The following is a 25,591-nucleotide window of genomic DNA, read 5'->3' on the forward strand; positions in this document are numbered from 1 at the left end:
AACAAATACCATGTTTCAACATTTGCCATTTTTTAAGTAAATTTAAGAGATATTTTAATGCTTCGGATATTGCTGAGTAATGATGATGGTGTTACCGCCCCGGGTATTCAAACGTTAGCGGCCAAATTGCGGGAACAGTATCACGTGCAGGTTGTAGCACCTGATCGTAATCGTAGTGGTGCATCGAATGCTTTAACTCTGGATCGTCCTTTGCGTATCAGCAGACTGAATAATGGTGATGTTGCAGTTCAGGAAGGTACTCCGACCGATTGTGTTTATCTGGGCGTCAATAAATTAGTCCGTCCACGGCCTGATATCGTTGTTTCAGGCATCAATTGTGGCCCTAATCTGGGGGATGATGTGATTTACTCCGGAACTGTGGCTGCTGCGATGGAAGGGCGTCATCTGGGGTTACCCGCTCTGGCTGTGTCACTGGATGGTGACAAACATTACGAAACAGCGGCGGAAGTCACTGTTCGCTTATTGAATATGTTACAGAAATTGCCATTGAGAGCCGGTAATATTCTGAATATTAATGTCCCTGATGTGCCTATTGAACAAATCAAAGGGTTCAAGGTAACACGGTGTGGCTGTCGAAGTGCAGCGGAAGAAGTTTATTCTCTGGAAGACCCTAAAGGCAATATGCTCTACTGGATAGGGCCACCGGGAGCAAAACACGATGCTGGCCCGGAAACCGATTTTGCTGCGGTAGAAGAAGGGTTTGTTTCCATTACTCCTTTGCAGGTAGATTTGACAGCCTATAAAGCACAGGAACTGGTAACTGATTGGCTGTTGAAAGCCGGGGATGTCGGAGAATGTTAAGTCGGTTAATGAAAAATTTGCTGACACAGCTACACCAGCAGGGTATTCATAATGAACACCTGCTGGAAGTGATATCCAAAGTACCCAGAGAATGTTTTGTTGATGAAGCTCTGGCACATAAGGCATATGAGAATACGGCATTGCCCATCGGACACGGGCAGACTATATCTCAGCCATATATCGTTGCCCGCATGACTGAATTACTGGATTTAACGCCTGAATCTAAAGTACTGGAGATTGGGACGGGGTCTGGTTATCAGACTGCGATACTTGCTCATTTAGCCGGGCATGTCTTTTCTGTAGAACGAATTAAGGGATTGCAGTGGCAGGCTAAACGCAGGTTAAAGCAACTCGATTTACATAATATCTCAACCCGCCATGGGGATGGCTGGAATGGGTGGCCGTCAAAGGGGCCATTTCATGCCATCATCGTCACAGCAGCACCTCCGGAAATACCACAGGCATTGTTACATCAGCTGGCAGATGGCGGCGTCATGGTATTGCCTGTTGGTGAAAGCTCTCAGTCGCTGAAAGTGGTACATCGCTATGGGAACGATTTTCATAGTGAAGTGATCGAATCTGTTCGTTTCGTACCTCTTATCCAAGGCGAACTGGCATAATCTGCTGATTTATTTTTTTACCGCTATTTTTAAATTAGCAGCTATTTTTTTGAGATAAAAAAAAAGTATTTTGCCTTAAATATTTTTATGAATCTTAATTTCTTTATAAATCATAATGCTTGTCGCTTATATTTGCCTTTATGGGGGAATAAGGTATGAAAGTAGGAAACTTAATGAAAAAAATACAGTGGATAATAATCTATACAATTGCAGGCACAATACTGGCTGGTTGTAGTAATACACCAAATCGTCCTGCCCCAATAGTGAGTGTGGATAATCAGGAAAAAAATAGAATAATATCCTCCCGCCCCTCATCGATTTCGACTCCAATGCCATCGTCCCCTCCGGTAATCTCCAAAAACAACGAAATAGGCAAATATTCCACAAATAGTAAATATCCGGTAAATAATGCTGGAAATAATAATTTACAGAATGGAAAAATCGCCTATAACCGAAATTATGGGAGCATTCCGAAAGGGAGCTATAACGGTAAAACTTACACAGTTAAACATGGAGATACTTTATTTTACATTGCCTGGATTACAGGTAAGGATTTTCGTGAACTATCTCACATAAATGGCATTTCAGAACCTTATGGCTTAAATGTTGGCCAAGTCCTGAGAATTGGCAATGTAAACTCCAGGAACGGTGTATTAATAGCATCAAATAGCACACAATCTAAAATTGAGCAGGTTGATTTTCAAAAAGGTAATGCGTATCCTGCAAATAATGACAGGAATAATTCGCAAAAAATGTTGCCAAGAGAAACGATTTCTGATAGTGACGGTACCCCTTCAAAAGTATCGCCTGCAACAGATTTAAATGCGAGTAAGGCTATTACTAGTAAGACTATCAATAGTTGGAGATGGCCTGCTGAAGGAAAAGTTCTTGAAGGTTTTTCAGATTCTCAGGGTGGGAATAAGGGCATTGACATTGCGGGTAATCGTGGCCAACCCGTCTTTGCAACCGCCAGTGGGAAAGTTGTTTACGCCGGAAATGCATTACGTGGATATGGAAATCTAATAATAATAAAACATGATGATGACTACCTGAGTGCTTATGCTCATAACGATACTATGCTGGTGCGAGAGCAGCAGGATGTACAGGCAGGGCAGAAAATAGCAACTATGGGTAGCACCGGAACCAGTTCAGTAAGATTGCATTTTGAGATTCGTTACAAGGGAAAATCCGTAAACCCGCTGCGTTATCTTCCGCAGCGATAAACCAGGGCAGGAATCTGAACTCCTGTCCGCATTATCATGGGTAGGAGCAGCTGATGAGCCAAAGTACGCTTAAAGTTAATGAGTTGTATGAAGAGGCGGATTTAGACGAAAATGGCAAGGAAGCCGATGACTTTGATGAAGCGTTGCTGAAAGACGAGGATGATTTAACCAGTTTTGATGAAGACTTGGAATTGTTGCAAGGAGTTAACCAACGGGTTCTTGATGCAACTCAGCTTTATCTTGGAGAAATTGGTTTTTCTCCTTTGCTGACAGCAGAGGAAGAAGTTCTTTTCGCTAGACGGGCATTGCGGGGAGATATTGCTGCGCGCCAACGCATGATTGAAAGCAACTTGCGGCTGGTAGTCAAAATATCCCGAAGATATAGCAACCGAGGATTGGCGCTTTTGGATTTAATTGAAGAAGGCAACCTTGGTCTTATTCGAGCAGTAGAAAAATTCGATCCTGAAAGAGGTTTTAGATTTTCTACTTATGCCACCTGGTGGATCCGTCAGACAATTGAACGGGCGATTATGAATCAAACTCGTACGATCCGTTTGCCCATTCATATCGTTAAAGAACTGAATGTTTATTTACGTACTGCAAGAGAGTTAGCTCATAAATTAGATCATGAGCCAAGTGTCGAAGAAATTGCTGAAAAACTGGATAAACCAGTTGATGATGTAAGCCGTATGATGCGGCTTAATGAACGCATTACTTCAGTCGACACTCCGATTAGCGGGGATTCAGATAAAGCGCTGTTAGATATTTTATCTGATGAAAACGATTCTGGGCCAGAAACAACCATCCAGGATGATGATATGAAACAAAGTATTGTCAAATGGTTGTTTGAACTCAACGCAAAACAACGTGAAGTTCTGGCTCGTCGTTTTGGCTTGCTTGGTTACGAAGCGGAAACTTTAGAGGATGTAGGACGAGAAATTGGATTAACCAGGGAAAGAGTTCGTCAGATTCAAGTTGAAGGGTTGCGCCGTCTCAGAGACATTCTGCATACCCAAGGATTGAATATCGAATCCTTATTCCGTACTTAGAATTTTATACCTGAGATAAAGGGATAATTAAATTAAAAGGTGGGATAATAAAGCCCACCTTTCTTAATTTATCGGCATACTTTTAATTTATAGGTATACCACTATGGAATTTAAAATCAGAATCGGGTGACCGAATAAGTTCAGCTTCTATTTGGCCAAAATATTTCACTCTTTCTGTAATATCATTTTTAGATATAGATTGAGCCAGTGTTAAATAATCCTGATAATGGCGTGCTTCTGAACGCAGCAGGGAAATATAAAATTTACCCAATTCCTCGTCCAGATAAGGCGCTAATTTAGCAAAACGTTCGCAAGAACGTGCCTCAATATATGCCCCAATAATTAATTTATCCACCAGAGTATAAGGCTCATGATTAGTGATATGCTGAAACAACGAGCGAGCATAACGGCTGGCGCTGATGCTGTCATAGCTTATTCCTCTGGATTCCATAATCTCCAGCACCTGATAAAAATGATGTAGTTCTTCTTTTATCAGCAGCACCATTTTATCAATTAACGACTGACTGTAAGGGGACTTTTCCCGTGCAGTAATTTGTTTCGTAATTTGGCTTTTGCCCTTTAACGAGTGGATGCTGCCGATTTTTTTATAGGCAAAATCTTCATAGGGCTGAAACCATGCCAGCAGCGCATCCGCGCTCGCCGGATCAACAGCATATTTGCGGATCAGGAACATTGCGCTCTGCGCTGCTTTTAGTTCACATAAAAGATGATCACGCAGCAAAACCGGAAGGTTCTCCGGCTGCCGTGCTTTTTCCACCCATTGATCCGGGGTTTCACACTGTAAAAATTGATAAATGGGTTCTAACAGGCTGGTATCACCTTTTATGGACAAACCTGTTGTTCTGCTCCCTGTCATCTGTAAATCCGTCATGCTTTACACCATGTCTTTTAAACGGTAAATCCATTCCAGTGCCTGACGTGGCGTCAGGGAGTCCGGATTCAGGTTTTCCAGTGCTTCTACTGCCGGGGAGGTTTCTTCCGCCAGTAGTGTCAGCTGTGGTGTATCGACATGACCTGCTGTTGCATTGTTGGAGAGTGACTCTAGCTCTTTTAGTTTCTGACGTGCCCGTTTGATAACATCACGGGGAACACCGGCCAGTGAGGCAACGGCCAGCCCGTAGCTCTTGCTGGCTGCACCATCCTGCACATTATGCATAAAAGCGATGGTGTCGCCGTGTTCAACCGCATCCAGATGGATATTGACCACGCCTTCTAATTTTTCAGGCAATGTCGTCAATTCAAAATAGTGAGTGGCGAATAACGTCATCGCCTTAATGCGGTTAGCCAGATTTTCAGCACAGGCCCACGCGAGAGAAAGACCATCGTAAGTTGATGTACCACGACCGATTTCGTCCATCAACACCAGACTGTGTTCTGTCGCATTATGCAGAATATTAGCCGTTTCAGTCATTTCTACCATGAAGGTCGAACGCCCGGATGCCAAATCATCGGATGCACCTACACGGGTAAAAATACGGTCTACTGGCCCAATCAGCGCTTTTTCTGCCGGGACAAAACTACCAATATATGCCAGCAAAGTAATCAAAGCGGCCTGACGCATATAAGTACTTTTCCCGCCCATATTCGGCCCAGTAATGATTAACAGGCGACGCTGTGAAGAGAGGGTTAACGGGTTAGAGATAAAAGGTTCGCTGAGAACCTGTTCAACAACCGGATGACGGCCTCCCGTGATTTGGATGCCGGTTCTGTCTGTTAATGTCGGACAGGTATAATTCAGTGTTTCAGCTCGTTCGGCGAGGTTTGCCAGTACATCCAGTTCTGAAAGTGCTTCAGCGCTGGTTTGCAGGGCCGCCAGATGAGGAAGTAATAAGTCGAACAGCTCTTCATACAGGGCTTTTTCAATAGCGAGAGCCTTGCCTTTGGAAGTCAGAACCTTATCTTCATACTCTTTTAATTCAGGAATAATATAGCGTTCTGCATTTTTCAGGGTCTGGCGGCGTACATAATGAATCGGCACAAGGTGACTTTGCCCGCGACTGACCTGAATATAGTAACCATGCACTGCATTGAAGCCGACTTTCAGGGTATCAATACCGAGTTTTTCACGTTCACGGATTTCCAGTTTGTCGAGATAATCACTGGCACCATCAGCCAATGCTCGCCATTCATCCAGCTCAGCATTATAATCGGGCGCTATGACACCGCCATCACGCACCAGAACAGGCGGGGTTTCGACTACCGCGTTTTCCAGCAGTTGCTGTAACTCGTCAAAACGACCAATACGTTGTTGTAATGCCTGAATATACAGGGAATCAGAAGAATCCATGATCTGGTGGATATCTGGCAATTGCTGGAAAGCGTGGCGCATTCTTGCCAAATCACGAGGACGGGCAGAGCGGAGAGCTAGACGGGCCAGCACACGCTCTAAATCGCCAACCTGACGCAAGAACGGTTGTAGCTCAAAGCCTATCTCCTGAAGCGCAGAAATAGCCTGCTGGCGATTTTCCAGTATATCCCGGTTGCGGATTGGGGTATGGAGCCAGCGTTTCAACATACGGCTGCCCATAGGCGTCACACACTGATCGAGTACAGAGGCAAGGGTGTTTTCAGTGCTTCCCGACAGGTTCTGAGTCAATTCAAGATTGCGGCGGGTAGCGGCATCCATGATGACCGTCTCTTGCTGGCTTTCCATTGTGATATTGCGGATATGAGGCAGAGCAGTGCGCTGAGTGTCTTTGACATATTGCAGCAGACAGCCTGCCGCCCGCAGTGCCTGTGGAGCCTTTTCGACCCCAAAGCCGATCAGATCACGGGTACCAAATTGCAGATTTAGCTGCTGCTTTGCCGTATCCAGTTCAAATTCCCACATAGGGCGACGACGCAGGCCGTGATAGCGTTCGATCAACCCCATGTGCTCAAAGGCTTCAGGATAGAGTAATTCAGCCGGACGGGTTCGCTGGAGTTCAGCAGCAATTGTATCTTCATCAGCCATTTCAGAAACACGGAAACGACCGGAAGTGATATCCAGAGTAGCGTAGCCAAACCCCTGACTGTCATGCCAGATAGCCGCCAGAAGGTTATCCTGACGTTCTTGCAGCAATGCTTCATCAGTGACAGTTCCCGGAGTCACAATACGTACAACTTTACGCTCAACAGGGCCTTTGCTGGTGGCAGGATCGCCAACCTGTTCACAGATTGCCGCAGATTCACCAAGTTGAACCAGTTTTGCCAGATAGTTTTCAATTGCATGATAAGGAACTCCAGCCATTGGGATTGGCTGGCCTGCGGACTGCCCACGTTTGGTCAGAGAAATATCCAGTAACTTTGCTGCCTTTTTCGCATCGTCATAGAACAACTCATAAAAATCTCCCATGCGATAAAGCAGCAAAATATCAGGATGTTGCGCTTTCAGGCGCAGATACTGCTGCATCATGGGAGTGTGGGTGCTTACATCCTTTGCTGGAGATTCTTTCATGTTGATTTGATTCAATTTTATTGTTCCTGTTGACTCGGCTGGGCTATCGACACTCAGTCAACCCATCTAAATGACAAAACCTAAATATAATCAGCTAAGGATAGAACGCTAGTGAACCTCTGCTGGGCGAAAACACTATCTTATCACTGATAATCTGTGCGATTCATCTGTGGATTCGATGGCTGATATTAAGAGGAAGAGTCATACGGTAGGTTATCAGGATTGCGATCGGGAATGTATCGGATTTTTTGACTATTAAATGGGATTGCGAAGCGGCTCGATTTAAATCTTTTTCCCTAATGTATCGATGTTGGTCATTTTTGATTCAGTGGTAATGGAGATATAAATCACCCAATAATGATAATTGTTATTGTTTGCATTTGTTTTTGGCATTAATTATCATTACCGCCCTTATAAGAACGATACAAATATACCAGCAGCGCACAACAAATGAGTATACCTATTATTTTTCGACCTAATCCTCCGCGTTTGGGCGGCTTTTCATTATTATTTTTAATTGGATCGCTTTTACTCATCGGTTGTCTATATGTCGCTGATTCTGGTGCTCATCAGTTACTGACTACCACCCAATTAATTGATGCTGAAAAGACAATACAGCCAATACAACCAGCAGCCAGCAGTGAATCATCGGAAATAACAGAACTAAAACGATGGAAGCTTGAAGTACAGAAGCAACTTAGGCAATACATCCATTATCCTGCCTCTGCCCATAGAAACGGGGAAGCTGGGGTATCAGTTGTTCGGGCTGTCATTGATAGAAATGGTCATTTGGTTACCAGAGAAATACAGCAGAGTTCCGGTATTGCATCACTGGACAGAGAAGCTATGCAGGTTTTTAAAAGAGCAGAACCACTACCAATACCTCCGGAAAACGTATTGAAGAATAATAAAGTTACTATCATTTTGCCCATCACATTCAAATTGAATTAATTATCACACTGAACTAATAGCCATAACATGGAAGCATTAAAAGTGGAATCATCAACAAACTCGTTCAGCTCCCCACTGAACCTGAGAACAGGGATTTTATTAGCACTACTGGGAAACACAGTTTTTCCATCTTACGCAGCAGACACTGATAAAACATCGAAAACCGCGCCAGAAAATCCTCATAAGCCAGAAACCGTGGTACTTAAAGAGCTTAAAGTTTCTGGATTCAGTGAAGCACAGCTAAACGCTGATTTACCTTATATGACCCCCGGTTCCAGTACTCATATTTCAGCGGAGCAGGTAGAACAGCGCCGTGGTACATCCGTGGGTGATTTTCTGAAGGGAACGCCGGGCGTGCTGAATAGTGAGAACCGTAACTCTGGTGCGCTGGATGTCAATATCCGTGGGATGCAGGGGCAGGGAAGAACACCGGTTATTGTTGATGGAGCCATGCAGGAGACAACGATTTACCGTGGTTATTCAGGGGTGGCCGGGCGCACTTATATTGATCCGGACTTGATCAGTTCCGTGGATATTGAGAAAGGCCCGAGTACAGGGGCTGACGCTAATGGGGCTATTGGTGGGGTAGTCAGGGTAAGTACACTTAATGTGAATGATGTTGTTTTACATGGTCAGACATTCGGTGTGAGAATGACCGGCGGGTTTAATAACAACAGTACAAGGCCTCCGGAAGTGGGTACGGTTGGTGGTTATCCGAGAACCCCTAATTATTTTACTAGAAAGCTTTATGAAACCTATGATGAATCTGACGGGATGGATCGGCATGGCGGATTCCGGCCAACGGGGGGAAATGGCAGTATTGCGTTAGGGTTTAAAAGTGAATATCTGGATGTGGTTGCTGCTTTTGCTCGCCGACAAAATGGTAACTATTATGCGGGTAAAAGAGGTAAAAATGCGCCTCAACCATATTTTTCCTCATCCGAAAGACTTACTCCTTACAGAATAAATGAGGAAGTACTGAATACCTCAATGGATAATATTTCTCATCTGTTGAAAGGGAAGCTGAAGTTTGGTGAAGGGCAAGCCCTTGAACTGGCTAGAAACGAATATATCAGCCGCTATGGTGAAATAATGCCATCATCAATAGTACGTTTCGGTGCGCCTTATGAAGGTTTTATGAATAAAATTAATGTTACTTCATATACGGCACAATATCGTTTTAAGCCAGAAGGTAATTATCTGGTCGATTTAAAAGCTAATGCATTTTATAACCAGGCTGTGAGCCATATTAATAGCTCAAGCCCTTTATCAGGAATAACAGTAGACCGTACTTATAGTCAGACAGATAAATGGGGAGTAGGTATTAATAATACATCAGAGATCCTGTTTCCTTATGGGGATCTTGCGTTTACCTATGGCGCATCTTACACATATGAAACTACTGGTTATCCGAAGAATGAGACCTATGACGTGCTTAAGAGCGGTTCTTTTAGGGAAGGATGGCGCAATGATTACAATATTTTTGCTAATGCCGAATGGAAGCCTCTGGATTGGCTGACCTTTGATGGTGGTTTGCGTTATTCATATTTTAAGTCTCATGATAATAATCCTATATTTCCAGATACTTTTGATGAAAACAATAAACTGAAGGAAGTGATTGGTCCGGTGACCTACGGAGAGGGATTAGAACGTACTGCCGGCGGTTGGTCTCCAATTATCAATATGACCCTTGAGCCTTTAGAAGGTCTTCAATTCTATGGCAAGTATGGCTCTGCTATCCGGTTACCAAGCCTGTTTGAAACAACTAAAGGCTGGTCTCAGACTCCGAATACAAACCTCCTGTTATCACCTGAGCGTTCCCTGTCATGGGAAGTCGGGGTCAATGTATTGAAGAACGATCTGTTGATGGATGGCGATAAATTTCGTACTAAACTGAGCTATTTTGATACACAGGTTAAAGATTATCTGACCAGAATAAACAACGCAAAACGTGGTCAGTATGAGACTCAGCTTACAATGATCAATGTTGATAAAGCGGAGTGGCGTGGTTTAGAGCTTTCATCAAGTTATGATGTGGGTTTTGCTTACGCTGAATTAGGCTGGTCATATTACACACACACGCTATTTTGTTTAACACCAGAACAGGCAAGCATTAATCCTAAAATGCGCTGTAATCCGGGGGGTATTCCGGACAGCTACGTTGTAAACCATATCCAGCCGAAGAATAGTTATACAGTGACATTGGGTGGACGTGCTTTTGATCAGGACTTGGACATGGGAGCAACGCTAAGCTATATGGGGAGCCGGCCTAGCGTGGGTTTGAGTGATGTTAAAGGACAGCGTTCCGGAAGTGTTCTGGTTCACGTTGAATGGGAACCTTACACAACCGTTGACCTGTTTGTGAAATATAAAGTTAATAAAAACATCCGGATTCAGGCAGGTATTGATAACGTGACTGATGTCTATTACCTCGATCCGTTAGCAATGGGATTAATGCCGGGACCGGGACGTACTTTCAGAACGAATGTGACTGTTAAGTTTTAATTGCCATCGTTGTGAACGCCTGACTGAAATGCCTATTCCTGAACGGAGTAGGCATTTTCTTTTCTGTATTATTTTCATTTCGGTTGTGAAGGCGGGTAAGAATGCGACAACGGGGTTAATTCTTCTGATTCATGATTATCAAAATTTCCCAGAATTAATCCAATCGTCGGGCTATCATCAATCGCCCCTAATGAACTACCACAATGATTACAAAATGCCCGGCTGGAGTAATCAGAAGATCGATATAAAGAAGGAAAGCCACCCTTTCCAATCCATCGCACTGAATCTTTGGGAAATTCAACCCAGCAGAGTGTCAATGCTCCGGAATGTTTCTGACACATCGTGCATGAACAGGTATGGGGGTTATTAGGTGTTCCTGTTGCAATGAACTGGATATTGCCGCATAAACATCCACCACGATATTCAGATATACCCATAATCCTTCCTCATGAAAAATAAATCGCTTCATACACAATTAATAAAAGACCCTTGCTATTTTATTCACCGGGATAAATAGCAAAGGCCCTTTAATATTGTGAATGAGTCATTCACCCGAACAAAGACAGATAACGGTCTCTCGACCAGCGATAATATAAGGCCAGCATATTATTGACTTCCTCGGGATAAAATTTTTCAGGTAAAAATGCGTCACCGGAGGAAATTTCAGTTTCACCATGTATCCATTCAAACATTTCCTGATATTCTTCATGGGCTGGATCGTTAAGAATATTAAGTAGATCTCTATAACCATAGACGCCGCCACAATCTTCCGGAGGGCAGGCTTGTTCTCCTTCGAGGCAGAATATCGGCATGGGTAATTCTTCCGGTGAATAGTTACTGTTTTCCAACAAAATTTCATGTTCCCAAGAGTCACCAAAATCATAAAGATAGATGAATTTACTTCCTTTGCGTTTGATGAGTGAATCCAGTTTGAATTTCCCTTCCTCATGGCCTTCTTCTGGTGCTTCAGGCCTTTCGGTAAACCGTTTAGAATCCAGAATAAATTCATGTAAATGACTATCTTCCCAGCCCATTACAACTTGAATGACATCATGTAATCTATCCAATGAAATATTGGATGGAACAATGAAGCGACGCCATATAGCAGGTTTTGTTTCTGTAAGTGTAATTTTTAACTGATAGAATTTTTTCATTTATCACCCTTAATGACTTGAATAATTGACAAAGAAATATGTTGAGTTCAATAAGGCTTCATTACAGTATGAATTTTCTATAGTGATAATGCGGACAAATTTTAATAAATAGCTTGAGTTATTCACTTATGCAAGGGCATGATTAATAGACGACCCTACTTACTGAAAAAATAAGAGAAAATTAATGGTAGATAGCACTGGCGTATTGATTAAAAGTTCAGAAGAAATAAAACGAATGGAAATTGCGGGGCGTATGACGGGGCAGGTTCTTGAAGCTGTTCGTCAGATTATTGTCCCCGGAGTGACGACATTAGAAATAGATACGTTTTGTCATAATTATATCGTTAATACATTGGGAGCTATTCCCGGTAGTCTGGGGCAGTATAGTTTTCCCTATACAGTCAATACATCAGTTAATTATGTCGTTTGTCATGGCTGGCCATCCGATAAAAAGCTGAAAGATGGTGATATTGTTAATGTGGATGTGACAGTAAAAAAAGACGGATACTATGGCGATAGCAGCGTCACATTTTGCGTCGGAGAAGTTCCCTCACATGCCAGACGGCTGGTGGATATCACACAAGAGTGTCTGTACAAGGCGATCAGGATTGTAAGGCCGGGTATCACATTAGGGGATATCGGGCAGACGATACAGCAGCATGCTGAGGCGAATAATTATAGTGTTGTCCGCGAATACTGTGGTCATGGTATCGGAAGTAGTATGCATGAAGAACCTCAGGTTCTGCATTATGGGAGAGCGGGTGAAGGAATTGTACTGGAAGAAGGCATGACATTCACGATTGAGCCAATGATCAATCAGGGGAAAAAAGAGGTTAAGCTGCATAAAGATGGCTGGACTGTTACAACGAAAGATCGCCGTTTATCAGCTCAGTTTGAGCATACTATTCTGGTTACGCATGATGGTTTCAGGGTTCTGACCTTACGGGATGAAGAGCGGGAAATGTTTGAGCGCAGCTAGCTTCCCGGTTTTGTACGCTACTGATAGTGATCTTTCTTTGTGTTTTAAGCAGGCTGTTTTTTGTTTTCTAATAGTCTGCTATGACGTAGTATTATCGGAAATTAAAGTCTATTGTTTAGTATGGCCATCATTTTTTTGGGTTTATAAACAATAAAGGAACTGACTTACAACAATATTTATGGTTATAAGGAATACCGATAATATTATGTCCTCACTTTATAAAAATAAAAATATTTTTTATTTAATCTCTCTTTTTCTACTGATATTACTGATCCATAATTGTCTGGGATATCAGCTAAAATTAATATATGTTTTTAGTGCTTTTGCATTCTTTTTATTTCTTGCCTCCAGTAATAAACGTTTATATGTCGTACTGATCTGTTTGTTTTCCATTGTCGGAATATTATACGCACCGCTTGGTCTCAACTACGGTTTTCCGGATATCAACGCTGTCGGTTCAGTGCTTTATACCAACCGTAATGAAACACTGGAATATATCAGTGGGTTTCCTGTATCAACTTATTTGACTGTGTTTGCTATTTTTATTCTGATGTTGTGCTCGGTAAAATTAAATGCCGTTTTTTCAGCAAAAGGTAAGAAGTGGTTATTGGCGCTGTTTTTTATTTCTGCGTTTTGGTCACCTGTTAAGGGATATGTGAAGTCGGGTTTTGTGGATAGCTATGAACTTCTGAATACCAGCTTACCTGAAATCCGCTTTTTCAAAGACGCCTACCAAAGCTATGTGAAGGTTATGTCTGAAAACAACCGGTTTGCCAGCGTTATCAAATATCATGATGACTGGCAGCCCACCGTTAAAGAAGATAAATATGATACCTACATTATGGTTATTGGCGAAAGCGTCCGTCGGGATTTTTTAGGGGAATATGGATTCCCTGATAACAACACGCCCTGGCTGGATAAAACGAATGCAACAATATTCACTAACTATATTTCTGCTGCGCCATCCACTCAGCTTTCATTGACGAACTCACTGGCAATTCGTCAGGAAAATCAGATTAAGCTGAATAACAGTATCATGACACTGGCAAATAAGGCTGGTTTTGAAACTCACTGGATTTCCAATCAAGGTATGAAAGGCGGGTTTGATTCCCCTTCTGCAATGATAGGCCAGCAGGCCACGCACTCTATTTTTCTGAAAGAGGGAAGTTCAGATGATAGAAGCTACATGCCGGATGAAAATTTATTACCCCATATCCGTAATGCCCTGAAACAGGGTCATAAGAAGAGATTGATTGCCATTCATTTGATGGGGTCACACCCACAGCCCTGTGCCAGAACTAATAATAAATACAGCCACTATTTTCACTCCAAAGATATCTCCTGTTATGTACAGAGCATCCATAATACGGACAGTTTATTGGCTGAAATTGAGAATATCGCCAGACACAATAAGCTGAACTGGACGATGCTCTATTTTGCCGATCATGGTTTGTCTTTTGTGCGCAAAGGAACGGATAAAGAGAATCTGAACCATAGTGATGCCAATAAACAGAATTATCAGGTGCCTTTCGTCATTACTGGCTATGACTATAACGTTAAGACCAGAATCAATGCTCATCGCAGCGGATTTCATCTTTTGCCTATGTTATCCACGTGGCTGGGGATTGAAGAACCTCGGTTATCTTCTGAATGTGACTGGTTTTCTGAGCAGAAATGTGGCGATCAACACACTGTCATTTCATTTGATGGTAAGTATGCTGACTTTAACAGCCTGAAAGATGATGCCATTGATTCTGGTTTGTAGACGATAAGCATATTCACGAAGCATTTACTCTAAAGTCACTGTAAAACCACTGATAGAAGGATTCTGACCGCTTAATGTGTTATTTCACCGTTAGCGCAGATCCTTCCCATCCCGGCGGAAGAAGTTTCGTATCATAGTACAGTGTGGCGAGTAGTATCGCTTTCTGCGGTAGTCGGATAACTGGCGTACAGAAGCGGAGAAATGAAAGGGTAACTTGCTGTTCGTCTTACCTTAAAAAGGGTGTTTTATGAACAATAATAAATTTTTAAAACATATCCCCTGGATGATACTGGGGATAATTGGGGCATTTTGCCTCGGAGTTGTTGCACTACGTCGGGGAGAACATGTTAGTGCTTTATGGATAGTTGTTGCTTCGGTGGCAGTTTATCTGGTTGCTTATCGCTATTACAGCCTTTATATCGCCACTAAGGTGATGAAGCTGGATGCAACACGGGCAACACCGGCGGTTGTTAATAATGATGGCCTCAATTATGTGCCAACCAACAAAAATGTCCTGTTTGGTCACCACTTTGCTGCCATTGCGGGGGCCGGGCCGTTAGTCGGGCCAGTGCTGGCAGCACAGGTTGGTTATCTGCCGGGAACATTGTGGCTGCTGGCGGGGGGCGTTCTTGCCGGTGCCGTACAGGACTTTATGGTTCTGTTCATGTCTTCCCGCCGCAATGGAACATCACTGGGAGAGATCGTTAAAGAAGAGCTGGGGCGGGTTCCGGGAACAATCGCCCTGTTCGGTTGCTTCCTGATTATGATCATTATTCTGGCAGTATTGGCACTGATAGTTGTGAAAGCGCTGGCAGAAAGTCCGTGGGGAGTATTTACCGTTTGTTCCACCGTTCCCATTGCTCTGTTCATGGGGATTTATATGCGGTATATCCGCCCGGGACGAGTAGGGGAAGTTTCCGTTATTGGTATTCTGCTGCTGATTGCTGCGATATGGTTTGGTGGTGTTGTTGCCGCTGACCCTTATTGGGGGCCGGCTTTAACTTTCAAAGATACCACCATTACTTATGCATTGATTGGCTATGCCTTTATCTCTGCCTTGCTGCCTGTTTGGCTGATTCTGGCACCACGCGATTATCTGGCAACTTTCCTGAAAATCGGTGTGATTGTTGGTCTGGCGGTGGGTATTGTGATCCTCAACCCTGACCTGAAAATGCCGGCTGTAACACAATTTGTCGATGGTACAGGTCCTGTCTGGAAAGGAACGTTATTCCCATTCTTATTTATTACGATCGCCTGTGGTGCTGTATCTGGTTTTCATGCCCTGATTTCTTCCGGTACGACGCCTAAGTTACTGGCAAACGAAAAAGATGCCCGATTCATTGGCTATGGTGCAATGCTGATGGAATCATTCGTTGCGATCATGGCTTTGGTTGCAGCATCCATCATCGAGCCGGGGCTTTATTTCGCCATGAATACACCGCCGTCGGCACTGGGTATTACCATGCCGGATTTGCATAATCTGGGAACATCTGAAGCGCCTGTGATTATGGCGGCTTTGCAGGATGTCACCACTCAGGCAGCGGCCACGGTAAGTTCATGGGGGTTTGTGATTTCACCTGACCAAATCCTACAAACGGCAAAAGACATTGGTGAACCTTCGGTTCTGAACCGAGCTGGTGGTGCACCGACTCTGGCGGTGGGTATTGCTCATGTATTCCATCAGATCATTCCGGCCGCAGATATGGGCTTCTGGTATCACTTTGGTATTTTGTTTGAAGCGTTGTTCATCCTGACTGCTCTGGACGCAGGGACACGTTCCGGCCGTTTTATGTTGCAGGATTTATTGGGCAATTTCGTTCCATCGTTGAAAAAAACGGATTCCCTGATTGCCAGTATAATTGGTACAGCCGGCTGTGTGGGAATGTGGGGCTACCTGTTGTATCAAGGCGTTGTCGATCCGCTGGGCGGTGTTAAGAGCCTGTGGCCACTCTTTGGTATTTCTAACCAGATGCTGGCAGCTGTTGCGCTCGTGTTGGGTACTGTTGTGTTGATCAAAATGAAACGTACTAAGTACATTTGGGTAACGGTTGTACCGGCTATTTGGTTGTTGATTTGTACTACATGGGCGTTGGGGCTGAAATTATTCAGTGATAATCCTAAGCTGGAAGGCTTCTTATTCCTGGCGAAGGAATATAAGCAACGTATTGCGGAAGGCGGAGCAGATCTGACCGCTCAGCAGATCAATGATATGAGTCATATTGTTGTGAACAACTATACGAATGCTGGCCTAAGCATTTTGTTCCTTATTGTGGTCTATAGCATCATTATTTATGGTATCAAAACTGCGATAAACGCGAATAAAAACCCAGAACGTACAGATAAAGAAACACCTTATGTTCCTGTTCCGGAAGGTGGAGTAAAAGTTTCTTCTACGCACTGATGCTAATACTTAAGCCATAGAGTGGCTTTGGCAATCACAATACCCCACATGATAGATTTTGTATTATGTGGGGTATTTCTTTAAGGTGTAGTTTTAAGGTATCGCATTAAGAAAATTACTTTTGAGAACAGTTATGGGAGAGTGTTATGTTTGGTAATCTTGGCCGTGCCGGAAAATATTTAGGGCAGGCAGCCCGGATGCTGGTGGGAGTGCCTGACTATGATACTTATGTACAGCATATGAAGGATAATCACCCTGACCAACCTTATATGACTTATGAAGAATTCTTCCGTGAACGCCAGAACGCACGTTATGGTGGTGATGGGAAAGGGGGAATGCGTTGTTGTTAGTGAGTGCAGTCGGTACAAACCTGGGGCGCGTCGTCACCTTATTTTTATCAAAAAGTGTTGATTGCGCCTCAGGCTAAGTCAGATAAATCTGGTTGCTAAGCTGGCTTAATAATATTTTTCCTGTCTATCCTGAATGGATAGATATTAAAAGAAGTACTTCCTTTTAATGCAAGATCGGCGCAGGCTTTGCCAAATAATGGAGCAAATTTAAATGACCAGCCACCTAATGATAAGATAATATTTTTATATTGGTCATATTGTTGAGGTATAAAATCCAGGACGGCTGTATTATCAGGTAAATCAGCATGCAATGCTCTCGCCATATCAATGGGGGTTGTATCGACTCCTCTCATATATTTGTTGGCAAAATCTCGGGTTATATCAATATCTAATTCCTTTGGTGCAAAACATCTATCTTCTACATTATCATAAGTATACGAAGCCCAATCTACCGCCAGACGGATAAAGCCCTTTCTTGCAAAGTCATAACTAGGAAAGCCATAGAACAGGTTGCTGTAACCGTTTTTAGGATTCTCAAATTGAAAAAACATTGGATAGTTTTTTTCTGGAATTTCTCCTGTGAGTTTATAATATGAAAAACACATATCCCAAATAATATAGTTTATTCTTATTCCGACTGATTTAGGTAATATTTGATTGGTGAAAGCATTAGAAGTAATCACTATTTTATCAGACTTATAACTACCATTATTTGTTATAATAGAAACACCATCTTGGCGGCTGGTTATTTTACAGACTTTTGTTTCTTCAGTGACAGTAACATTATTTGACTCTTTCAGGTATTGACCAAGTTTTTTGATAATATTTTTGACGTCAATGGTTGCATTATCAGGGCTATATAAACCCATATAATTATCTGGCAGGTTTTTGAACGGATACTTACTTTCCAGTTCATCTTTGGTAATTATTTCATATTTTTTATTGAGCTCTTTTAATACTCTTACTGGCCCGAATAGAGTGCCTTGTGGTGTATCACCTGTTGCGATACCAAAATTGAGTAACCCATTCATATACATGAATTTAGAATCCAGCTCTTTTTCTAAATCATGATACATATCTCCAGCTTTGAAAGATAATTTAGCATGTTCAAGATCATCATACACGGTTCTCCACATTCTGACATGTCCTGCTGAGCTTGAGTCTTGTGTTCCGATAGTATTCCTTTCTATCAGCAGTATATTCTTACCAGACTTAGCGGCATAATAAGCCGTGCACAATCCAATAATTCCTCCACCAACTACACAGATATCATATTTTTTATTATGAATGTATTTATTTTCATGATCTGTTAATGGTGATTCCATTTTAATAACGTCATGTCGATTCATCTATATTCTCCAATTTTATTTATTGTTAAAATTTAATTTTATTAACTATAAAACCAGACACAGATTGCACGCCAAACACGATTGAGACTAAATAGTGTTCTATCTTGAAATTCATTGTGTATAGATAATTATCGCCCTAAATAATATTCTTTATCTAACCATTCAGGCCAATTAAGACGAAATATTTCTTGTAATAATTTTTCCGTGACACAAAATGCTCCCTCAGTCCAGCCCTGATCCCCTGAGTAAGCTTCTCCGATAATATGCACTGATTCATTTTTTATCGGATGCCTCATAAAAGGCATGACTTCGTCAACTGATACTCCGACTTTCCATGCATGATATCCACCGCCATATGGATCCTTAGACCAGTCTTGAATTCGGGCAATATAAGGAGGAGGAATATCAATACCATGTAGTTCTTTAACCTGATTCATTGCTTCTTCTACCAGGTGTTTAGAGACAGGCTCTCCGGGTAAAGGAGATTCTTTCAATTTTTCTTTTGATACTATACTTGTTTCACAAGGTTCATAGATAGAATCTTTATCTTTTATTTGTATCAGTGCTTTCCAAAATGTTACAGCCCGCATGTCGTTATAGCTTGATAGGAATAATGAATGTGAATTTTTATCGTCTGTACCGAAATAGTAGCATTGGCGAATAGCTAAATCAGTAATTGATGCGCCGGATTTGGTGTTAAATTGTTTATTCCACCACGGGTACTCAAATCCCATTAATAATTTTAATGATGGCTCAGGAATAACCGTATTAATATTTTTATTTAATTTTGGGTGTGAATGTTTATCAAAGAAAAAATTGTACTGATCCAGAAGATTAAGGGATTGCTTTGGCATTGCCAGAATAATGGTATCAGTATGTACTGTCCAGTCAGTCTGGCTATTTTCATTTCTGAATTTTAATGAATAACGACGATTTCCACCATTATTATGTTGAAAAGTGATTAAAGTGTTTTTTAACCATAGCTTAGCACCATTTTGGTCTGTATAGGCTTTTGCTAAAGCATAGGCTAATTGATCATATCCATTTTTAATAGTTCGATATTCTATATCAGTTTGTGTAAAATCACCTACCATATAAGACATTGATTCAGCAGCATTCCAGTTTATGGTGTTTGAATAATATCCTCCTGCATCAGATAAGAAATTATATCCTTCCTGACCGACTTGATCTTTAATTAAATTCCAGAATCCGATGTCCTTAACTTTCATTTTATCATAGGGACTTCCTTTTTTAATATAAGTAATATTCTTTTTGATGATATCCCACTGCCGTAGACTGATTTTAAATTTGTAATCATATTTACTTGTTTTTTCAACAAGATTACCGTAGTTCTCCTTAAACCAAGGGTCTGCAACTAAAACATCATATATAATCTTATTAAATAGCTGTGAGGCACTATATCCTTGAATATCATCATTAATAAAGTATCGTATTTTAAATTTTTTATCATTTTTCTGCATTTCAGACCAGATATCCGCCCTAAATCGCTGACCTCGTAAATAGAAAAAATTATTTGGTGAATCACTTCCTGGAAAGGGAGCGTGATCTAATTTAAAAATATTTTCAATCAATGAAGTGGTGATTTTTTGTGATGTTAAATAACGCATTCCTCCTAACTCACCAATAATATCCATTCCGGGTAAGTTAACAGAGAGTAATCTTCCTCCTATCGTATGATTTAAATCAAAAATATGTACACTTTTAGGAGAATAGGTGTTGTCAGAATAATCTCCGCTTAACAAACGATATCCCGTATATAAACCAGATACACCCGCACCAACAATAGCAATGTCAATTGATAGTTCTTCCTGAGTCCCGGTACTATGAGGAATTTGATCCATCTCAATTCTTTTGTTTTTTTTCATGGTCCATCTCCATTAATATAAATAGTATTCTGCTGGAGTTGTTTTTTAATACAAAGCTGAGAAGAGAAGTGATTTTTATCGGCATGATATTATTTTTATAGAATTGGAGTAACTGGATTAATCTGATTGTGCAAATCGTGTATTATTATTTATCTCAGATTTGAATTTTTTTAAAACAAACAATTTTTATAGTGATGCAGGAAAAAATGAAACCTATATCAGTGACCATCCTTACAGGATTTTTAGGATCAGGGAAAACGACATTATTACAGCATATTCTCAATGCTGAACATGGTTATAAAATTGCTGTCATAGAAAATGAATTTGGTGAAGTACCTATTGATAATGAACTCATCGGAGATAGAGCAACACAAATTAAAACACTAAGCAATGGCTGTATTTGTTGTAGTCGCTCGAATGAGCTGGAAGATACTTTACTTGATTTATTAGATGGTATTGATAACGAACAGTTTGTTTTTGACCGCCTGATTATTGAGTGTACAGGGATGGCAGATCCCGGCCCAATCACTCAGACTTTCTTTTCTCATGAGGTTTTGTGTCAGCGTTTTTTACTGGATGGGATTATTACACTGGTGGATGCGGTTCATGCAGAGCAGCAGCTTGATAATTTTTCCATTGCACAATCACAAGTAGGATATGCTGATAGGCTTTTGTTGACGAAAACGGATGTTGCTCCTGAGAATGACGCATTAATCGGGCGATTGCAGAAGATCAATGCCAGAGCACCGATCCATAAGATCGTACACGGTAAGGCTGATTTAGATCTGCTTTTTGATCTGGAAGGTTTCATTCTGAATGATCAACTTACTGTTGCACAGCCTGTTTTTCGTTTTATCCCTCAGCACCAAAATAGTGTTCAGTCAATAGTTGTTACCCTGAACCATTCAGTGGAATTAACTAAAGTTTCAAATTTGATGGAAGAGTTGTTACTGAGTTTTGCTGATAATTTACTGCGTTATAAAGGTATTCTTGCCATTCAGGGAGAATCGCGCAGGTTGTTGTTTCAGGGAGTCCAGCGTTTGTACAGTGCAGACTGGGATCGTGAATGGCGTGATGATGAACAGCGTCAAAGTGTGCTGGTTTTTATTGGAGTAAATCTGCCAGAGCAGAAAATCAGGGAAAAATTTGCACAACTATAGTTAGTTATTTTTTAATAACAACATATCTGTTGCACTGAACTTGAAAAATGAAGGGAATACTCCCTTCATTTTTTAAGCTACCTCTTTACTAATGAAATCGATTCATTGCAGTAAGATGCTGGGTAATGCATTTTTCTATATCTACCTTTCAGGTGCTGTATTACTGGCTGCAACCTGAAATTCATAATGTATATTATTAAGAATAGGTAGAAATTTTTTGCCACATATTTAAATAGAAATTTATATTATAAATTCTAACCTGGAGTTTAAGTTTTATAAAAACAGCAAGCACTGATTTAACAAATACAAAACAATAAAGACAAATATTATACATAAATCAGATTTATCATACGTCAAGGTTCATATTTGCATTATGATGAATTCACCTGTTTTGTTTACCTGCAATCTCCACAGAAGAAGCAGTGGAGATCGTCGCAATAACAGATCATGTTAGTGAAAACAGGGAAAATAGATGGAAATTCACTTAGAGTGTGTCTCCCAAATGTTAGAAAAGCGTTTTACATTACTGGCTGTGTAAATCACTGTATGTGAAATATTACGGTGCCCCAGATAATCCTGAATTAAACGTGTATCACGGCCGAGATCGGCAAGTGCGTAACCACAGGCATGTCTTAGCATATGAGGGTGTGGAGAAACACTGACCGCAGCCTGCTTACCATAACGCTTCAGTAATCCATAAACTTGTTGCCGTGAAACCGCTCCCGATTTTTGGGAGAGGAAAACCCATGGAGAATCCGCTTCTCGCCATTTTTGGCGTACATCCAGCCATTTTTTTAGTGCTTCAATTTCTTCCGGGATGAGTGGATGTGTTGTTGACAGACCACCTTTTAATCGTCTGATATGAATAATAGCTGAATTTAAATCGAGATCGGATAAACATAAATTACACAGCTCACTGACCCTGAAGCCATGAATAAAACACATTAATAGCATGCAATAATCTCGTTCTGCATGACGTCCTTGTTTTGTTTCTGCCAAAATTGCATCTATTTCGTATCGGGTTAAAAATTTACGTTGCTTCATGAAATTATCATTCCTATTACATCAGTTCGATCAGCTATAAATAACGGGGATATTTAAACTAATCGAATACAACAAGCTATTGGAGCTTTTCCACATGATTGGATAAATACCAGGTTAATATAATTAGAAAACAGACAATGAAGAAATTTGCTGCTTCTATTTATCTTTTTTTAATGAAAATATTTATTGAGAAAGTGTAAATATTTGTTATGTAACCCTCGTGAATAGAATGGGCTAATTATAAAGATAATTCTACTAAGAATGTTGTTTGGCTAAATTTTGCAACTAAACATTTTACTGAGTTTTATTTTTAGTTTTTTATTCTTATATTGTTCCTTTAGGGTGTAATGGTTTCGTCTTTTTACTGCATTTAGTGGAAAAAGTAAATGATTTATCTAATTAGATCAAAATATACACTTATTTTGTGTGCTAATTATCTACAAAAAGACTCCATATGATATTTTATGGATTAATATTTTATGTTTTTTAAATATACGATATTTTGTTTTGATGTTTAATATTTAATGATGATAGTGGGCACTTTAATGCCAATAATGGAAGGATTGTAGAGTGTTAAATGATCAATGAATATGTATTGGAGAACTATTATTTATTGTTACTATTTTTGTAAGTGATTATTTCATTAATAACTAAATGGTTTTATTATTCCTATTAAGGTAGGACGAATTATTAAATAAATATAAATTATAATTAATTAAAAATGACTATTATCATTGCAATAATAGTTTATTAGAGGTATTTGATAACACAAATGCCTTATGGATTTCAAGATACATTGTGGTAGTTAAGGAATGAATTTATCCGGCATAAAATATGCATTCCGGATGAAAGGTTGTAATTTTTATAAAAATGGTAATAGAGGTAAATTCGTAAAGATAACAGAAAAGCTGATTGAGATATGTCTGATAAAGACCTTCCGTAGAGGAAGGCCATTATTTGTAAATAAACCTTAATCATAAAACAGCCAGTGACTGTTTTTATCACATCAGGAAAAGGCCAGGAAAGGAGAGATACACAGTAAGATCCCTGTAAAGATAATTAAAACCAGTGAGATTCCTTTGTAGTGATGAAGGCTAGGGACTTTATAAACCAGATAGGCTGGAATCAGGCAGCCGACAATCCCAAATATCGGGCTACAGATAGAAGTGAAACTTAAAACTGGAGCATTCAGAATGATAGCTCCCCACGCCAATAAAATAGCAAATACCATAATGCCTTTTTGGACCCACTTTTCATTGATTTTTGCAGCAGGCATTAACCGTCCTAGCAGGTTCATGGCTATTCCCTGACTGGCTTCGCGGAATCCGAGGTAAACACCAAAAAAAGCGGTCATGACGGCGAAGACATTGAGCATGACACTGACAAAAATGACCCAGCCACCCGGGAAAAATTGGGCTGCAATCGCAAGTGCAGAAATATTTTGCTCATAAGCTTTGATTGCTTCATCGTGTCCTAATGCCAGCGTGAAAGAGACGGCATAGAAAAATACCGTACAAAACAGGATAGCAAAGGCAATATTCATCGCCCGCAGTGCCTTATAGCGGGCAACTTCGCGGTTGCTTTCATGACTTCGATAAGAGATAACCATTGGGCTGAGTGTCTGAATAAACAAAATGGAAGTCAGTGTGAAAGGTAGCGTGATAATGGCTTTTTTGATCAACATGGAAAAAGGAGGAAGCGCACCGATATTGTATAGGTGCCACATGCCAATCATGGACAGCCCCAGTGCTGCAACAACAACTAATTTTACCGTTACCATCAGGCTGGATACTTTAAATAGTAATTGCTCACTACGGGAAGAAATCATCACCAAAATACAAATTAAGGTCAGACCATAAAAAGGATTTTCGGAGAGTAAGTTATCGGTCACTCCGAAGGTTTGTAGGTATGAGGCACTATCGTTGGTAATTGCAGTGGAATAAACAAACATCCAAATTACCAGCATAATAAAGTAGAGCACACCTAATAAAACTCCCCAGTTTTTACCAAGATAACCCCCGATTATGCTGGGGTAGTCTTTACATTCGGGAGATTCGGCAAGTGTATTAATGAACAACCGCTGAAAAAGATACATAGCCGGATAGCCGATAACTGAAGAGAGCAGGAAAACCCATAGCCCCATCAGACCAACCTGGACAGGAAGGAAAACAATACCTGCTCCTATGGCCATGCCAATACTCATAATCACCCAACCCATGTCAGTACCATTGAACTTTATGGCCTGTTTCCATTCAGCTTCTGTCATATTGGCTCGTTTTGCTGCCGAAGAAACATGAGACATAGGCTGATTACCTTTTATTGCTGTTTTCATAATAGTTCTCGCTTACATTTTTGGTGTTGGAGTCGGGTTTAGCTAAGAACAGGGAGACATACCATATAAACACCAAAGAATTGTTTGCTCAGAAAATGAATTGTTGTGTGTTGATATTAAAGAATTTTATGAAGAAAATGTTTTCCGGATGACTCTGGCTTAATACGTTTTTGGGAAGAGTCATTTTTATGCCTAAATGGGAACGGTTTATCATTTTCTTTTTATATCAGGAAGTTGTAATTGCTTATAATATTGAAAATTTAAACAACCAGAGAGAAAACGATGTGTTTTATCACATCCGAACTTGCTCAAAACATCCTGTTAGTATTAAATCCTTTTTATTATTTTCATTATGATATAATTTAGAATATTAATCTACTTTTTTCTTATTAGCGATAAAAAATGGATGAAAATCCATCTGTTCTGATGAGGATAATTTTATTTGTATATTTTTATGCTTTATTTAATCTGTATCAATTTATCGTCAGAATCTTGCATTAATTTATCGCTTTAAATAAAAATAACGGAACGGAATAGATGCTTA

19 protein-coding genes are annotated in these 25,591 nt (G+C 40.7%); 11 read left to right on the forward strand and 8 right to left on the reverse strand.

The genetic code is table 11. The features are described 5' to 3' along the window. Nucleotides 1-57: 57 nt before the first annotated feature. The 4 genes from surE (at nucleotide 58) to rpoS (ending at nucleotide 3,714) form a co-directional block, all read left to right on the forward strand. Complete coding sequence (surE, locus tag AACS90_RS11555; RefSeq protein ID WP_099122813.1) at nucleotides 58-822, forward strand: 5'/3'-nucleotidase SurE; 765 nt, start codon at nucleotides 58-60, stop codon at nucleotides 820-822. Next, the gene (locus tag AACS90_RS11560) at nucleotides 816-1,442 is read left to right on the forward strand and encodes a protein-L-isoaspartate(D-aspartate) O-methyltransferase (RefSeq protein ID WP_099122814.1); all 627 of its coding nucleotides are present in this window, start codon (nucleotides 816-818) and stop codon (nucleotides 1,440-1,442) included. The genes surE and AACS90_RS11560 overlap by 7 nt, the downstream gene beginning before the upstream one ends. Nucleotides 1,443-1,597: 155 nt before the next feature. Continuing rightward, on the forward strand, nucleotides 1,598-2,665 hold the full coding sequence (gene nlpD, locus AACS90_RS11565) for a murein hydrolase activator NlpD (RefSeq protein ID WP_099122815.1): 1,068 nt from the start codon (nucleotides 1,598-1,600) through the stop codon (nucleotides 2,663-2,665). A 53-nt stretch (nucleotides 2,666-2,718) separates the two neighbouring features. Then, nucleotides 2,719-3,714: an RNA polymerase sigma factor RpoS gene (rpoS, locus tag AACS90_RS11570; RefSeq protein ID WP_099122816.1), complete on the forward strand. Its 996-nt coding sequence runs from the start codon at nucleotides 2,719-2,721 to the stop codon at nucleotides 3,712-3,714. An 82-nt stretch (nucleotides 3,715-3,796) separates the two neighbouring features. Here the strand turns inward: rpoS and miaE are convergent, their stop codons facing one another. Further along, on the reverse strand, nucleotides 3,797-4,591 hold the full coding sequence (gene miaE / locus AACS90_RS11575; RefSeq protein ID WP_099122838.1) for a tRNA isopentenyl-2-thiomethyl-A-37 hydroxylase MiaE: 795 nt from the start codon (nucleotides 4,589-4,591) through the stop codon (nucleotides 3,797-3,799). Nucleotides 4,592-4,609: 18 nt separating this feature from the next. Further along, entirely contained in the window at nucleotides 4,610-7,171 is a 2,562-nt protein-coding gene (gene mutS / locus AACS90_RS11580; RefSeq protein WP_099122817.1) for a DNA mismatch repair protein MutS, read from the reverse strand. 450 nt (nucleotides 7,172-7,621) lie between these two features. Here mutS and AACS90_RS11585 point away from each other — a divergent pair, with 450 nt between their 5' ends. Together AACS90_RS11585 and AACS90_RS11590 are read left to right on the forward strand one after the other, a co-directional pair. Beyond that, nucleotides 7,622-8,122 (forward strand): energy transducer TonB family protein, encoded by a 501-nt coding sequence (locus AACS90_RS11585; protein WP_099122818.1) that lies wholly within the window; start codon nucleotides 7,622-7,624, stop codon nucleotides 8,120-8,122. 42 nt (nucleotides 8,123-8,164) lie between these two features. Beyond that, nucleotides 8,165-10,627 (forward strand): TonB-dependent receptor domain-containing protein, encoded by a 2,463-nt coding sequence (locus AACS90_RS11590; protein WP_193757249.1) that lies wholly within the window; start codon nucleotides 8,165-8,167, stop codon nucleotides 10,625-10,627. 74 nt (nucleotides 10,628-10,701) lie between these two features. On the opposite strand, the gene AACS90_RS11595 is transcribed toward AACS90_RS11590, so the two are convergent. After that, nucleotides 10,702-11,064, reverse strand: coding sequence for a GFA family protein (locus AACS90_RS11595; protein ID WP_099122820.1), 363 nt, complete (start codon nucleotides 11,062-11,064; stop codon nucleotides 10,702-10,704). A gap of 111 nt (nucleotides 11,065-11,175) precedes the next feature. Continuing rightward, a complete protein-coding gene (locus AACS90_RS11600; protein ID WP_099122821.1) occupies nucleotides 11,176-11,781 on the reverse strand; it encodes a plasmid pRiA4b ORF-3 family protein in 606 nt (201 codons plus the stop codon). A 184-nt stretch (nucleotides 11,782-11,965) separates the two neighbouring features. On the opposite strand from AACS90_RS11600, the gene map reads away from it, so the two are divergent. From map to AACS90_RS11620, 4 genes are all read left to right on the forward strand, one after another. Then, nucleotides 11,966-12,760: a type I methionyl aminopeptidase gene (gene map / locus AACS90_RS11605; RefSeq protein ID WP_099122822.1), complete on the forward strand. Its 795-nt coding sequence runs from the start codon at nucleotides 11,966-11,968 to the stop codon at nucleotides 12,758-12,760. Between the two features lie 205 nt (nucleotides 12,761-12,965). Continuing rightward, on the forward strand, nucleotides 12,966-14,525 hold the full coding sequence (locus tag AACS90_RS11610) for a phosphoethanolamine transferase (RefSeq protein WP_193757250.1): 1,560 nt from the start codon (nucleotides 12,966-12,968) through the stop codon (nucleotides 14,523-14,525). Nucleotides 14,526-14,772: 247 nt separating this feature from the next. Then, nucleotides 14,773-16,926 carry a carbon starvation CstA family protein gene (locus AACS90_RS11615; RefSeq protein WP_099111085.1) on the forward strand — a complete coding sequence of 718 codons (2,154 nt, stop codon included), beginning with the start codon at nucleotides 14,773-14,775 and terminating at the stop codon, nucleotides 16,924-16,926. Nucleotides 16,927-17,072: 146 nt separating this feature from the next. After that, nucleotides 17,073-17,276 (forward strand): YbdD/YjiX family protein, encoded by a 204-nt coding sequence (locus AACS90_RS11620; protein ID WP_047678653.1) that lies wholly within the window; start codon nucleotides 17,073-17,075, stop codon nucleotides 17,274-17,276. A 95-nt stretch (nucleotides 17,277-17,371) separates the two neighbouring features. Here the strand turns inward: AACS90_RS11620 and AACS90_RS11625 are convergent, their stop codons facing one another. Then, the gene (locus tag AACS90_RS11625; RefSeq protein WP_099122824.1) at nucleotides 17,372-18,625 is read right to left on the reverse strand and encodes an NAD(P)/FAD-dependent oxidoreductase; all 1,254 of its coding nucleotides are present in this window, start codon (nucleotides 18,623-18,625) and stop codon (nucleotides 17,372-17,374) included. Nucleotides 18,626-18,753: 128 nt separating this feature from the next. Continuing rightward, a complete protein-coding gene (locus AACS90_RS11630; RefSeq protein ID WP_206601852.1) occupies nucleotides 18,754-20,511 on the reverse strand; it encodes a flavin monoamine oxidase family protein in 1,758 nt (585 codons plus the stop codon). 206 nt (nucleotides 20,512-20,717) lie between these two features. On the opposite strand from AACS90_RS11630, the gene yjiA reads away from it, so the two are divergent. Next, nucleotides 20,718-21,671 (forward strand): GTPase, encoded by a 954-nt coding sequence (gene yjiA, locus AACS90_RS11635; RefSeq protein ID WP_099122825.1) that lies wholly within the window; start codon nucleotides 20,718-20,720, stop codon nucleotides 21,669-21,671. Nucleotides 21,672-22,151: 480 nt separating this feature from the next. Here yjiA and AACS90_RS11640 read toward each other — a convergent pair whose 3' ends face one another. Continuing rightward, on the reverse strand, nucleotides 22,152-22,715 hold the full coding sequence (locus AACS90_RS11640) for a tyrosine-type DNA invertase (RefSeq protein ID WP_086955361.1): 564 nt from the start codon (nucleotides 22,713-22,715) through the stop codon (nucleotides 22,152-22,154). A 1,006-nt stretch (nucleotides 22,716-23,721) separates the two neighbouring features. Further along, a complete protein-coding gene (locus AACS90_RS11645; protein WP_099122826.1) occupies nucleotides 23,722-25,047 on the reverse strand; it encodes an amino acid permease in 1,326 nt (441 codons plus the stop codon). Nucleotides 25,048-25,591 lie beyond the last annotated feature (544 nt).

The sequence above is a fragment of the Xenorhabdus sp. KK7.4 genome (assembly GCF_963876465.1).
GTDB lineage: Bacteria > Pseudomonadota > Gammaproteobacteria > Enterobacterales > Enterobacteriaceae > Xenorhabdus > Xenorhabdus stockiae.

Bases quoted from the DNA above. Each gene is read 5' to 3' on its own strand.
- surE (WP_099122813.1), top strand. From the start codon at position 58: ATGCTTCGGATATTGCTGAGTAATGATGATGGTGTTACCGCCCCGGGT.
- AACS90_RS11560 (WP_099122814.1), top strand. From the start codon at position 816: ATGTTAAGTCGGTTAATGAAAAATTTGCTGACACAGCTACACCAGCAG.
- nlpD (WP_099122815.1), top strand. From the start codon at position 1,598: ATGAAAGTAGGAAACTTAATGAAAAAAATACAGTGGATAATAATCTAT.
- rpoS (WP_099122816.1), top strand. From the start codon at position 2,719: ATGAGCCAAAGTACGCTTAAAGTTAATGAGTTGTATGAAGAGGCGGAT.
- miaE (WP_099122838.1), bottom strand. From the start codon at position 4,591: ATGACAGGGAGCAGAACAACAGGTTTGTCCATAAAAGGTGATACCAGC.
- mutS (WP_099122817.1), bottom strand. From the start codon at position 7,171: ATGAAAGAATCTCCAGCAAAGGATGTAAGCACCCACACTCCCATGATG.
- AACS90_RS11585 (WP_099122818.1), top strand. From the start codon at position 7,622: ATGAGTATACCTATTATTTTTCGACCTAATCCTCCGCGTTTGGGCGGC.
- AACS90_RS11595 (WP_099122820.1), bottom strand. From the start codon at position 11,064: ATGGGTATATCTGAATATCGTGGTGGATGTTTATGCGGCAATATCCAG.
- AACS90_RS11600 (WP_099122821.1), bottom strand. From the start codon at position 11,781: ATGAAAAAATTCTATCAGTTAAAAATTACACTTACAGAAACAAAACCT.
- map (WP_099122822.1), top strand. From the start codon at position 11,966: ATGGTAGATAGCACTGGCGTATTGATTAAAAGTTCAGAAGAAATAAAA.
- AACS90_RS11610 (WP_193757250.1), top strand. From the start codon at position 12,966: ATGTCCTCACTTTATAAAAATAAAAATATTTTTTATTTAATCTCTCTT.
- AACS90_RS11615 (WP_099111085.1), top strand. From the start codon at position 14,773: ATGAACAATAATAAATTTTTAAAACATATCCCCTGGATGATACTGGGG.
- AACS90_RS11620 (WP_047678653.1), top strand. From the start codon at position 17,073: ATGTTTGGTAATCTTGGCCGTGCCGGAAAATATTTAGGGCAGGCAGCC.
- AACS90_RS11625 (WP_099122824.1), bottom strand. From the start codon at position 18,625: ATGAATCGACATGACGTTATTAAAATGGAATCACCATTAACAGATCAT.
- AACS90_RS11630 (WP_206601852.1), bottom strand. From the start codon at position 20,511: ATGAAAAAAAACAAAAGAATTGAGATGGATCAAATTCCTCATAGTACC.
- yjiA (WP_099122825.1), top strand. From the start codon at position 20,718: ATGAAACCTATATCAGTGACCATCCTTACAGGATTTTTAGGATCAGGG.
- AACS90_RS11640 (WP_086955361.1), bottom strand. From the start codon at position 22,715: ATGAAGCAACGTAAATTTTTAACCCGATACGAAATAGATGCAATTTTG.
- AACS90_RS11645 (WP_099122826.1), bottom strand. From the start codon at position 25,047: ATGAAAACAGCAATAAAAGGTAATCAGCCTATGTCTCATGTTTCTTCG.